Raw genomic sequence first — 12,301 nt, forward strand, 5'->3', positions numbered from 1 at the left:
TATGGCAGAAGGAAAAATTATTAAAGCATTAAGCGGGTTTTATTATGTACTTAGCGAAGGGAAACTATTTCAATGCCGTGGACGAGGGGTGTTTCGAGCGCAAAAAATAACACCGCTTGTCGGCGATGATGTCGTTTTTGAAGCAACGTCGCCAATGGAAGGATACATTATGAAAGTACATGAGCGAAAAAACGAGCTTGTGCGCCCGCCGATTGCCAACGTTGACCAAGCGGTGCTCGTTTTTTCTGCGGTAGAACCTGATTTTAGTGCCGTTCTTCTCGACCGTTTCCTTGTGCTCATTGAGTCCAAAAATATTCGTCCACTTATTGTCGTCAATAAAATGGATTTATTGACAGACAAAACGAAGCAGGTAGTAGAAGCGTATATTCATGATTACCGCCGCATTGGATATGATGTCATAGAAACATCAACGGTGGAGAATAGCGGAGTGGAACAGCTCATTCCGTATTTCTCTAATAAAACATCCGTATTTGCTGGTCAATCCGGTGTAGGAAAATCATCGCTTTTAAATGCCATTCGTCCGGATTTACAGTTAAAAACAAACGATATTTCCCATCATTTGGGTCGTGGAAAACATACGACACGGCATGTAGAACTAATCGAAATTGGCGAGGGACTTGTCGCTGATACGCCTGGATTTAGCGCCCTTGAATTTAACGACATCGAAGAAAACCAGCTCCCTACTTGTTTTCCGGAATTTGTAGAACGGAGCGACGAATGCAAGTTTCGCGGCTGCACGCATATAGCAGAGCCAAAATGTGCGGTGAAAAAAGCGCTAGAAGCGGGGGAAATCCCTTCCTACCGCTATGATCATTACGTTCGGTTTATGGAGGAAATAAAAGAACGAAAGACGAGGTATTAGACGATGGTGAAAATTGCCCCTTCGATTTTATCAGCCAATTTTGCTAAATTAGAAGAAGAAATTCGCGACGTCGAACGAGGCGGAGCAGACTATATTCACGTCGATGTCATGGATGGTCATTTTGTGCCAAACATTACAATCGGCCCGCTTGTTGTAGAAGCGATTCGTCCGGTGACAAAATTGCCGCTCGATGTCCATTTAATGATCGAACATCCTGACCGATACATTCCAGCGTTTGCGAAAGCGGGCGCTGACTATTTATCGGTTCATGTCGAAGCGTGCCCGCATTTGCATCGAACCGTTCATTTAATAAAAGAACATGGAGTAAAAGCGGGGGTCGTTTTAAACCCCCATACCCCTGTTTCGATGATTGAACACATTTTAGACGATGTCGATTTAGTGTTGTTAATGACGGTAAATCCAGGGTTTGGCGGGCAAAAATTTATTCCTTCGGTGCTCCCGAAAATTACTCGTGTCGCCCAGTTAGCGAACGAGCGGAACTTGCAAGTGGAAATTGAAGTCGACGGGGGAGTGAATGCCCAAACGGCTCGTCTTTGCATCGAAGCAGGGGCAAACGTGCTTGTCGCTGGTTCCGCTGTTTACAGTGCAACGGATCGGGCAGCAGCGATTCGCGCAATTCGTGGAGATCATTAAACGGAAGGCAGCCGCCTTCCGTTTTTCGATAGGAGGGAAAACGATGATTATTCATATTGTTGGCGGCGGCCCAAGCGATTGTATTCCTTCTTTTCGTCGTTACGACGGAGAAGAAGTGCAGTGGATCGGCGTCGATCGCGGTGTATGGAATTTATTGAGAGCTGGCATTCGTCCAGTTAAAGCGTTCGGCGACTTTGATTCGCTCGATTCAGCGGAACTTTCGCATGTGCAAACCGCGTTGGAACTAGACATATGGCCAGCGGAAAAAGATAAAACCGATATGGAAATTGCACTAGACTGGGCAGTGCAGCGTGATGCGGAACTGATCCGACTTTTCGGTGCGACTGGTGGGCGGCTTGATCATTTATTTGGAAACGTTCAGCTATTAGTGAAATATATAAACAAACGAATTGAAATGGTCGACAAACAAAACATCATCACCGTACATCTTCCAGGGACGTACACGATTTTTGCAAACGAATATCCATATGTTTCGTTTGTTCCGATTTCTCTTGACGTCACGGGGTTAACGCTAAAAGGATTTAAATATCCGTTAACAAACTGTCATATTCCGCTTGGCTCGACACTATGTATTAGTAATGAACTCATCCAATCTTCCGGTACTTTTTCGTTTACGGATGGCATATTAATGATGATAAGAAGCAAAGATTTAGGCGGGGACGTTTAGGTACTATTTTTCGTCAGGCGAATATACTAGTTAGAGAAGCGAAGCTCGTCACGATAGTTGAGGAGGGATCGGAATGAAGTTTTACACGATTAAGCTGCCAAAATTTCTCGGCGGAATTGTACGGGCGGTGTTAAATTCCTTTAAAAAAGGATAATAAAAAAGCACCAGTCTTTGGTGCTTTTTTATTTAGAGCGGGCAAAACAATTATACGCGCTCGATTTTTCCTGATTTAAGCGCACGTGCAGACACCCAAACACGTTTTGGTTTTCCGTCTACTAAAATGCGCACTTTTTGAAGGTTTGCTTTCCATGTACGTTTATTAGCGTTCATTGCGTGTGAACGAGAGTTCCCGAAAGATTTTTTCTTTCCAGTTACAAAGCATTTTGCCATCTTTTTTCCCTCCTTGCTTTCCAAACAAATCATCGCATGCTAAAAACACTACTATAATTTATCATACAAAAGAAGAGATTGCAATAGCTCAAGTGCAGTGTTTCAAGAAAATTCCCTTGACATGTTATGATATTTTCGGCTAAATAATACTAGTGGGTGAAGGAGTACTTTTAAAAAGGGTGCTTGTATAGTAAAATGGCTGTAGCTATATTTCCGAAGGAGGAACCCGATATGTCCATGGAACTACAAACAAAGTATGGACGCATTGAAGTAGAGAATGATGTCATTGCCACTATTGCTGGAGGAGCGGCGGTAGATTGCTACGGTATCGTTGGGATGGCATCAAAAAATCAATGGAAAGATGGTCTTTCTGACATTTTACGCCGCGAAAATTTTTCAAAAGGTGTGATCGTCCGCGAAGAAAATGGCGAAGTGCATATTGATATGTACATTATCGTCAGCTATGGAGTGAAAATTTCCGAAGTGGCTCATAACGTGCAAACGAAAGTAAAATATACGCTTGACCAAACATTAGGGTTAGCAGTGCAGTCGATCAACATCTATGTTCAAGGGGTTCGCGTCACGAACCCGTAACAGTAAGGAGGAATACACTGGTGACAATTCGGACGTTAGACGGAAGACGTTTTGCCAATATGGTATTAAAGGGGGCGCAACATTTAGCAAACAATGCAAAAGCGGTGGACGCGCTCAACGTCTTTCCGGTCCCAGACGGAGATACAGGAACGAATATGAATTTATCGATGACTTCCGGTGCAAAAGAAGTCAAAGCACAGCCTTCAGAGCATATCGGCAAAGTGGCCAGTGCACTCGCGAAAGGATTGCTGATGGGGGCGCGTGGAAATTCTGGCGTCATTTTGTCGCAATTATTCCGCGGGTTTGCGAAAGCGGTAGAAGGAAAACAAACCATTACAAGCACAGAGTTTGCGGCAGCGCTAGAAACAGGGGTTGCTACTGCTTATAAGGCGGTCATGAAGCCGGTGGAAGGAACGATTTTAACGGTTGCGAAAGATGCGGCGAAACGCGCGGTGGCGGTCGCGAAAAAACAACCCGATATTGTAGCGGTGATGGAAGAAGTCGTAAAAGAAGCAAAAGCATCATTAGCGCGTACGCCTGACTTGCTTCCTGTGCTAAAAGAAGTCGGAGTTGTCGATAGCGGTGGTCAAGGGTTAGTGTATGTGTACGAAGGATTTTTAGCAGAACTAAAAGGGGAAGCGGTAGAAGACTTAAAAACCGAAACCGTTTCCATGGAAGAACTCGTCAAGACCGAACATCATAAAAGCGTGCAAAGCCATATTCATACTGATGAGATTGAGTTTGGTTATTGCACAGAGTTTATGGTTCGGTTTGAGGCGGACAAGCTTCGTGAGCAACCGTTTTCCGAAGAAACGTTCCGCCAAGAGTTAAGCCAATTTGGCGACTCGTTGCTAGTCATTGCCGACGACGAACTCGTGAAAGTCCATATTCACGCCGAGCATCCGGGTGAAGTGTTAACATATGGCCAACGTTATGGTAGCTTATTAAATATTAAAATCGAAAACATGCGCGAACAACATGCCAATATCGTCAATGAGCCAAAAACAGACGCCAAGCCAAAACAAAAGGAACCGTACGGAATCGTGACAATTGCGATGGGAAATGGCATTGCTGAACTGTTTAAAAGCATTGGAGCACATGCCGTCATCGAAGGCGGGCAGACGATGAATCCAAGCACGGAAGAAATCGTAAAAGCGATTGAAAGCGTTCATGCGGAAACAGTGTTTGTCTTGCCAAACAATAAAAACATTATTATGGCAGCAGAGCAGGCAGCATCAGTCGTTGACAACCGCGTCATCGTCATTCCGACGAAAACGGTTCCGCAAGGCATGTCCGCTATTTTAGCGTTCAATCCGTCCGTAGCGGCAGAACAAAACGAAAAAGCGATGCTTGCAGCGCTATCACAAGTAAAAACGGGACAAGTCACATTTGCCGTGCGCGATACAACGATTGATGGAATCGAAATTGCAGAAGGCGATTATATGGGCATTGCCGACGGAAAAATTGTCGTATCAGAAAAAGATAAATTAAACGTTGCGAAACAGTTGCTTGCAGCGTTAATCGACGAAGACGCTGAACTTGCGACGATATTATATGGAGAAGACGCAACAGAAGAAGAAGTGGCGGCAATCGTCCATTATTTAGAAGAAACATACCCAGACGTGGAAGTGGAAGTACATAACGGTGAACAACCGTTATATCCGTTTATCTTTTCTGTTGAATAATATGTTAGAATAGTAGAAGGGGAATCCCCCTTCTATTTTATTGGGGCTAAAGGGAGAGAGGCAACATGAAGTATAAAAGTGTATTTGACATTATCGGTCCGATTATGATTGGGCCATCGAGCTCGCATACAGCAGGCGCCGCAAGAATCGGCAGAGTGGCTCGCAGTTTATTTGGCAGACAACCGAAATGGGCGCATATTTTCTTTTACGGCTCGTTTAAGGAAACGTATAAAGGACATGGAACGGATGTGGCCATTGTCGGCGGCTTGTTAGATTTCGATACATTTGACGAGCGCATTAAATCGTCGCTGCAAATTGCTAAACAAGAAGGGCTTGTGGTGACTTTTTACGAAGAAGAAGCGGTGCCGAATCATCCAAACACTGCTAAAATTCATATCGGCGACGAACACGGGGAGCTAGAGCTTGTCGGTATTTCGATCGGCGGTGGCAAAATTGAAATTACCGAATTAAACGGTTTCGAATTAAAACTTTCTGGACATCATCCAGCGCTTCTCATTATGCACAACGACCGCTATGGTACAATTGCTTCGGTGGCAAATGTCCTCGCGAAATACGCCATTAATATCGGGCATATGGAAGTATCGCGAAAAGAAAAAGGGAAAGAGGCCCTTATGACGATTGAGGTTGATCAATCGATTGATGACACAATCGTGAAAGAATTAGAACAGCTTCCACATATTATTCAAGTGACGAAAATTGTTGATTAATGACAAGAAAGCGTTTACAGACACAAAGGGGTGGCAACTGAGATGTTTCGAAATGTGGCGGAATTAGTGGAATTGGCAGAAAGCCAACAAATCAAAATTGCCGAAGTGATGATTCGGCAAGAAATCGAGGTAACTGGAAGAAGCAGAGAAGAAATTTTTGCGCAAATGGATAAAAATTTACAAGTAATGGAACAGGCGGTGATGAGAGGGTTAGAAGGCGTTTCCTCGCACTCTGGCTTAACGGGCGGTGATGCCGTTTTATTGCAAACCTATATTCGCCAAGGACGGTTTTTATCAGGTGAAACAATTTTAGACGCGGTCAGTAAAGCCGTCGCTACGAACGAAGTCAATGCGGCGATGGGGATCATTTGCGCAACGCCGACTGCTGGGTCTGCTGGTGTTGTGCCAGGGACGTTGTTTGCGGTGAAAGAGAAATTGCAGCCAACGCGAGAGCAAATGATTGAATTTTTATTTACCGCCGGTGCGTTTGGCTTCGTTGTCGCCAACAACGCTTCGATTTCTGGAGCAGCCGGCGGCTGTCAAGCAGAGGTTGGTTCTGCAACCGGAATGGCAGCAGCAGCGCTTGTTGAAATGGCTGGCGGAACGCCAAGTCAAGCAGCAGAAGCGATGGCGATTGCCTTAAAAAATATGTTAGGATTAGTATGTGACCCTGTTGCCGGCTTAGTAGAAGTACCTTGTGTGAAACGGAATGCGATGGGGGCAGCGAATGCGATGGTAGCGGCCGATATGGCACTTGCCGGCATTAAAAGCCGTATCCCGTGCGACGAAGTCATCGACGCGATGTATCGTATCGGTGAAACGATGCCGACCGCTTTAAAAGAAACTGCTCAAGGGGGGTTAGCAGCAACGCCGACGGGTCGCGCGTTAGCGGCGAAAATTTTCGGCGTTTCACAGACGTGAATAGATGGCAACAACCTGTTACAGAAATAAAAGGAATTGGCGAAGAAACGAGCGAAGCGTTTCGTGAGATGGGCATTGAAACAATTGGCGATTTATTCATGTATTTTCCATTTCGTTATGAAGATTATGAAGTTCGTGATTTAGCGGACGTGAAGCATGAGGAAAAAGTAACGGTCGAGGGGAAGGTTCATAGCGAACCTTCTCTTACGTATTATGCCCGCAAAAAATCGCGCCTAACATTTCGTCTGCTCGTCGATCGGTATTTAATTACAGTCACTTGCTTTAATCGACCATATTTAAAAACGAAGCTTGCGATCAACGAAACGGTGACGGTCACCGGAAAATGGGATCAACATCGCCAAACGATTACGGCGATGGAAATAAGATTTGGCGCACTCTCAGAAAAGCGGGAACTAGAACCGGTCTACTCGACAAGAGGAGCGCTTACCGTCAAAGGGATGCGCCGGTTTATGAAATTAGCGTTAGAGCAATTTGGGGCGGCCATTGAAGAAACGCTCCCACCGTCGCTTATGCAAGCATATCGGTTATGGCCGAAAAAAGACGCGCTCGCCGCAATTCATTTCCCTTCCTCGCATGAAGCGTTGAAACAAGCGCGGCGGCGCCTCGTCTATGAAGAGTTTTTATTATTCCAACTAAAAATGCACGCACTCCGCAAAATTCAGCGCGAACAGTCCAAAGGAATCGCCCATGACTTTCCGCTAGAAAAATGGCAGCAATTTATCGAGCAACTTCCGTTTCCGTTAACAGGCGCCCAGCAGCGAGTCGTTCGTGAAATCATAAAGGATATGCGCTCCCCATACCGAATGAACCGTCTATTGCAAGGGGACGTCGGTTCTGGAAAAACGGTCGTTGCTGCTATCGCTTTATATGCGACCGTATTGTCTGGCTACCAAGGGGCATTAATGGTGCCGACGGAAATTTTAGCGGAGCAGCATGCACAATCGCTTCGCCAGCTGTTAGAGCCGGTAGGTGTATCGGTCGAACTACTAACAAGCTCGGTCAAAGGAAAGCGGAGAAAAGAGCTGCTTGAAAAGCTGATGACAGGGCAACTCGATATCGTCATTGGGACGCATGCGCTCATTCAAGAGGACGTGAATTTTCACCGGCTTGGGTTAGTCATCACGGACGAGCAGCATCGCTTTGGGGTGGAACAGCGGCGCGTTTTGCGCGAAAAAGGCGAATCACCAGATGTATTGTTTATGACCGCCACCCCTATCCCGCGAACGTTAGCCATCACTGCCTTTGGCGAAATGGACGTTTCTGTGATTGATGAAATGCCGGCAGGACGCAAAAAAGTAGAAACGTATTGGGTCAAGCATAACATGCTAGAGCGTGTGTTACAGTTTATCGACAAAGAAGTGCAAAAAGGGCGGCAAGCGTACGTCATTTGCCCGCTTATTGAAGAATCGGAAAAATTGGACGTGCAAAACGCGATTGACGTTCATAGCATGCTCGTTCACCATTACCGAGGCAAATACCAAATTGGTTTAATGCACGGTCGTCTTTCGGCAGAAGAAAAAGAGGAAGTGATGAAGGCGTTCAGCCGTAACGACGTCCACATTTTAGTTTCGACAACCGTCGTCGAAGTCGGCGTCAACGTTCCAAACGCGACGGTAATGGTCATTTATGATGCCGAACGGTTCGGATTGGCGCAGCTCCATCAGCTCCGTGGGCGCGTCGGACGGGGGAGTGAACAATCGTATTGTATTCTTGTTGCCGATCCGAAATCGGAAACGGGGAAAGAGCGGATGCGGATTATGACGGAAACGAACGATGGCTTTGTGTTGTCCGAAAAAGATTTGGAGCTTCGTGGGCCTGGTGACTTTTTCGGCACGAAACAAAGCGGCATGCCAGAATTTAAATTAGGCGATGTCGTGCACGACTACCGCATTTTAGAAGTAGCGCGGAGCGATGCGGCGAAGCTCATTCATTCTCGCGCTTTTTGGCAAGAAGACGCGTATCGTCCGCTGCGGACGTATTTAGAGCAGTCGGGCGTGTTGAATGGCGAAAAATTAGATTAGTCGGTACAGATTGCAAACTTATTCTTGCAATCTGTTTTTTAGAATTATATACTACTATTAGTACCTAGTCATAGAAGTGGACGGTGTATACATCATGCGAAGAACGAAGCGAGAACGGCAACGATTATTAAAAGAAACGATCGAGGAAAACCCGTTTATTACAGACGAAGAATTAGCTGAAAAATTTTCCGTTAGCGTTCAAACCATTCGCCTTGATCGGCTGGAGTTATCGATTCCTGAGCTAAGAGAACGCATTAAACATGTCGCGGAAAAATCGTTCGCCGATAAAGTAAAGTCGCTTCCAATTGAAGAAGTGATCGGGGAGATTATCGATATTGAGCCGGACCAAAGCGCGATTTCGATTTTTGATGTAAAAAAAGAACACGTCTTTAAGCGCAATCAAATCGCGCGCGGCCATCATCTATTTGCCCAAGCGAATTCGCTTGCGGTTGCCGTCATTAACGATGAATTGGCGCTAACAGCAAAAGCGAACATTCGCTTTACTCGACAAGTGAAAGAAAACGAACGTGTCGTAGCAAAAGCGAAAGTTAAAGGGGTAAACAAAGCCGGACGGACGATTGTCGAAGTAAATAGCTACGTCGGGCAAGAACTTGTTTTTTCTGGAGAATTTGAAATGTATCGATCGAACATCGCAAAAAAGGATGGAGTCAACGATGAAAATCGCAATTGATGCTATGGGCGGAGACCATGCTCCGAAAGAAATTGTTCTCGGGGCAGTAAAAGCGGTCCAACATTTTTCCGATTTGGAAATTACGCTGTTTGGCAAGGAAGAAGTGGTGCGACCGTTTCTTCCGGAAACCGATCGGATTCAACTCGTTCATACGGAAGAAGTCATCGAAGCAACAGACGAACCAGTGCGGGCTGTCCGCCGGAAAAAACAAGCGTCCATGGTATTAATGGCCGAAGAAGTGAAGCAAGGGCGCGCACATGCGTGCATCTCTGCAGGCAATACAGGAGCATTGATGGCAGCGGGGCTGTTTATCGTCGGGCGGATTGGAGGGATTGAACGTCCGGCATTAGCGCCAACGTTGCCGACGCTTGATGGCAAAGGATTTGTCTTTTTAGATGTTGGCGCGAACGTCGACGCCCGTCCGGAACATTTATTGCAATATGCATTAATGGGGTCGATTTATGCGGAAAAAGCGCGCGGAATCGCAAAGCCGCGTGTTGGGTTATTAAACGTCGGAACAGAAGACCAAAAAGGAAACGACTTAGCGAAGCGGGCGTTTCAACTGATGCAATCGGCGAACATTCATTTCGTTGGCAACGTCGAAGCGCGTGATTTGCTTGAAGGGGTGGCAGATGTTGTCGTGACTGATGGGTTTACAGGCAATGTGGCGTTAAAAACGATTGAAGGAACAGCGATTTCGATGTTTACGATGTTAAAAGAAGCGCTTACAAGCAGCTTTTCTAGCAAGCTTGCGGCGGCGGTATTGAAGCCGAAACTGCTGGATATTAAAAAGAAAATGGATTATTCGGAGTACGGTGGTGCTGCGCTATTTGGCTTAAACGCCCCGGTCATTAAAGCGCACGGTTCATCTGATGCAAACGCCATTTTCCATGCAATTCGCCAAGCGCGCGAAATGGTGTTGCATCATCTCGCAGAAACGATTAAATCCGAACTTGAACGGATGCAAAAGGAAGGGAACTAGCATGGGCAAATTAGCATTTATATTTCCAGGACAAGGGTCACAGACCGTTGGCATGGGAAAAGAATTAGCGGCACAAGATGAAAAAACAGCGGCAATTTTTCAGGCGGCCGATGAGCGGCTCGGCTTTTCACTGTCATCGATTATTTTTGAAGGACCGCAAGAAACGTTGACGTTAACGTACAATGCCCAGCCAGCATTGCTAACAACAAGTGTCGCGCTGCTTGAAAAAGTAAACGAAGCGGGGATAACCCCTGATTATGTCGCTGGTCATAGTTTAGGCGAATATACAGCGCTTGTGGCAGCAGGATCGATTTCGTTTTTAGATGCGGTATATGCGGTGCGCAAACGCGGCGAATTTATGGAAGAAGCAGTACCTAGCGGAGAAGGGACGATGGCGGCTGTACTTGGAATGGTGGCGGAAGAACTTGAAGCGATTACGGAGCAAGTGACGAATGACGGCGCACCTGTGCAATTAGCGAATTTAAACTGTCCTGGGCAAATCGTGATTTCTGGTTCCAAAGCAGGTGTGGAACGTGCAGCGCAGCTAGCGAAAGAAAAAGGGGCGAAACGTGTGATTCCGCTTGATGTAAGCGGTCCGTTCCATTCTGCGCTCATGAAGCCGGCAGCTGGGAAGTTATCCGACGTATTAGCCACGATAACAATTAAAGACGCTGTGATTCCTGTCATCGCTAACGTGACTGCAAAACCGATGACGGAAAAGGAAACGATTCAACGCTTGTTAATTGAACAGCTATATTCGCCTGTTCGTTGGGAACAATCCGTTGTGAACATGGTGGAATTAGGTGTCGATACGTTCGTAGAAATTGGGCCGGGCAAAGTATTGTCAGGGCTCGTAAAAAAAATTAACCGCAATGTCACGGTCTATTCGATTTATGACGTTGCTTCCCTTGAAGCAACCATTGCGGCATTGAAAGGGGAATAAATATGTTGCAAGAAAAAGTCGCACTTGTGACTGGGGCATCGCGCGGCATCGGCAGAGCGATTGCGCTCGAACTTGCGCGCCATGGAGCAAAAGTAGCCGTCAACTATGCTGGAAGCGAAGCGAAAGCGAAAGAAGTAGTCGAAGAAATTGAACAAATGGGCGGGGAAGCGTTTGCGGTGCAAGCGAACGTTGCAAGCAGTGAAGCGGTAGAACAAATGGTCAAAGAAGTAATCGAGCGTTTTGGCCGCATCGACATTTTAGTGAACAATGCCGGGATTACGCGTGATAATTTATTGATGCGTATGAAAGAAGAAGAATGGGATGATGTGATTAATACGAACTTAAAAGGTGTGTTTCATTGCACGAAAGCGGTGACCCGCCCGATGATGAAACAACGGTTTGGTCGCATTGTGAACATCGCTTCGATTGTCGGGGTGAGCGGCAATCCAGGGCAAGCGAACTACGTTGCGGCGAAAGCGGGTGTGATTGGTTTTACGAAAACAGCGGCAAAAGAGCTAGCAAGCCGCAATATTACGGTAAACGCGATTGCGCCAGGCTTTATTACAACAGATATGACTGACCGCCTTAGCGAAGATGTGCGGGCGGAAATGTTAAGGCAAATTCCGCTTGCTCGTTTTGGTGAGCCAGAAGATATTGCAAAAGTCGTTTCCTTTTTAGTTTCTGACGCTGCGAACTACATTACCGGACAAACGATCCACGTTGATGGCGGAATGGTCATGTAAATTCATGCTAGTATTTTGCTAAGAAATTGTCTATAATCATGAGAGGAGGTGAATGCAATTATGGCAGACGTATTAGAGCGCGTAACGAAAATTATCGTTGACCGTCTAGGAGTGGAAGAATCGCAAGTAACGCTTGAAGCTTCTTTTAAAGAAGATTTAGGTGCTGATTCTTTAGACGTAGTAGAACTTGTGATGGAATTGGAAGATGAATTTGACATGGAGATTTCCGACGAGGAAGCAGAAAAAATCGTCACAGTTGGAGACGCTGTGAACTACATAAAAAGCCGCATGTAAATAATTGAAGAAAAGTCCCGTTGCTTAAACGGGGCTTTCTATGCTTTTTTATTGATTGAATAG

General features: G+C 46.0%; 15 protein-coding genes. 14 read left to right on the forward strand and 1 reads right to left on the reverse strand.

Annotated features, from left to right (window positions below):
* The first annotated feature begins 1 nt into the window (after position 1).
* The 4 genes from rsgA (at position 2) to spoVM (ending at position 2,379) form a co-directional block, all read left to right on the forward strand.
* A complete protein-coding gene (gene rsgA, locus GFC30_RS07225; protein WP_066323686.1) occupies positions 2–883 on the forward strand; it encodes a ribosome small subunit-dependent GTPase A in 882 nt (293 codons plus the stop codon).
* A 3-nt stretch (positions 884–886) separates the two neighbouring features.
* Entirely contained in the window at positions 887–1,537 is a 651-nt protein-coding gene (gene rpe / locus GFC30_RS07230; protein WP_066323688.1) for a ribulose-phosphate 3-epimerase, read from the forward strand.
* Positions 1,538–1,580: 43 nt separating this feature from the next.
* Positions 1,581–2,225: a thiamine diphosphokinase gene (locus GFC30_RS07235; RefSeq protein WP_066323690.1), complete on the forward strand. Its 645-nt coding sequence runs from the start codon at positions 1,581–1,583 to the stop codon at positions 2,223–2,225.
* A 73-nt stretch (positions 2,226–2,298) separates the two neighbouring features.
* On the forward strand, positions 2,299–2,379 hold the full coding sequence (gene spoVM / locus GFC30_RS07240) for a stage V sporulation protein SpoVM (protein WP_062048621.1): 81 nt from the start codon (positions 2,299–2,301) through the stop codon (positions 2,377–2,379).
* A gap of 50 nt (positions 2,380–2,429) precedes the next feature.
* Here spoVM and rpmB read toward each other — a convergent pair whose 3' ends face one another.
* Positions 2,430–2,615: a 50S ribosomal protein L28 gene (rpmB, locus tag GFC30_RS07245; RefSeq protein ID WP_027408176.1), complete on the reverse strand. Its 186-nt coding sequence runs from the start codon at positions 2,613–2,615 to the stop codon at positions 2,430–2,432.
* 231 nt (positions 2,616–2,846) lie between these two features.
* On the opposite strand from rpmB, the gene GFC30_RS07250 reads away from it, so the two are divergent.
* From GFC30_RS07250 to acpP, 10 genes are all read left to right on the forward strand, one after another.
* Complete coding sequence (locus tag GFC30_RS07250) at positions 2,847–3,209, forward strand: Asp23/Gls24 family envelope stress response protein (protein WP_066323693.1); 363 nt, start codon at positions 2,847–2,849, stop codon at positions 3,207–3,209.
* A 20-nt stretch (positions 3,210–3,229) separates the two neighbouring features.
* Positions 3,230–4,894 carry a DAK2 domain-containing protein gene (locus GFC30_RS07255; protein WP_066323696.1) on the forward strand — a complete coding sequence of 555 codons (1,665 nt, stop codon included), beginning with the start codon at positions 3,230–3,232 and terminating at the stop codon, positions 4,892–4,894.
* A gap of 65 nt (positions 4,895–4,959) precedes the next feature.
* Positions 4,960–5,622: an L-serine ammonia-lyase, iron-sulfur-dependent subunit beta gene (sdaAB, locus tag GFC30_RS07260; RefSeq protein WP_066323697.1), complete on the forward strand. Its 663-nt coding sequence runs from the start codon at positions 4,960–4,962 to the stop codon at positions 5,620–5,622.
* 42 nt (positions 5,623–5,664) lie between these two features.
* Positions 5,665–6,543: an L-serine ammonia-lyase, iron-sulfur-dependent, subunit alpha gene (gene sdaAA / locus GFC30_RS07265; RefSeq protein ID WP_066323699.1), complete on the forward strand. Its 879-nt coding sequence runs from the start codon at positions 5,665–5,667 to the stop codon at positions 6,541–6,543.
* Positions 6,540–8,585 carry an ATP-dependent DNA helicase RecG gene (gene recG, locus GFC30_RS07270; protein ID WP_066323703.1) on the forward strand — a complete coding sequence of 682 codons (2,046 nt, stop codon included), beginning with the start codon at positions 6,540–6,542 and terminating at the stop codon, positions 8,583–8,585. Before sdaAA ends, recG begins: the two co-directional genes overlap by 4 nt.
* Before the next feature lie 94 nt (positions 8,586–8,679).
* Positions 8,680–9,276: a transcription factor FapR gene (gene fapR, locus GFC30_RS07275; RefSeq protein ID WP_066323706.1), complete on the forward strand. Its 597-nt coding sequence runs from the start codon at positions 8,680–8,682 to the stop codon at positions 9,274–9,276.
* Complete coding sequence (plsX, locus tag GFC30_RS07280; protein ID WP_066323707.1) at positions 9,260–10,258, forward strand: phosphate acyltransferase PlsX; 999 nt, start codon at positions 9,260–9,262, stop codon at positions 10,256–10,258. Before fapR ends, plsX begins: the two co-directional genes overlap by 17 nt.
* 1 nt (position 10,259) lies before the next feature.
* Entirely contained in the window at positions 10,260–11,201 is a 942-nt protein-coding gene (gene fabD / locus GFC30_RS07285; protein WP_066323709.1) for an ACP S-malonyltransferase, read from the forward strand.
* A gap of 2 nt (positions 11,202–11,203) precedes the next feature.
* Positions 11,204–11,944 (forward strand): 3-oxoacyl-[acyl-carrier-protein] reductase, encoded by a 741-nt coding sequence (fabG, locus tag GFC30_RS07290; RefSeq protein ID WP_066323712.1) that lies wholly within the window; start codon positions 11,204–11,206, stop codon positions 11,942–11,944.
* A gap of 60 nt (positions 11,945–12,004) precedes the next feature.
* Positions 12,005–12,238 carry an acyl carrier protein gene (acpP, locus tag GFC30_RS07295; RefSeq protein WP_066323715.1) on the forward strand — a complete coding sequence of 78 codons (234 nt, stop codon included), beginning with the start codon at positions 12,005–12,007 and terminating at the stop codon, positions 12,236–12,238.
* Positions 12,239–12,301 lie beyond the last annotated feature (63 nt).

The sequence above is a fragment of the Anoxybacillus amylolyticus genome (genome assembly GCF_001634285.1).
Lineage (GTDB): Bacteria > Bacillota > Bacilli > Bacillales > Anoxybacillaceae > Anoxybacteroides > Anoxybacteroides amylolyticum.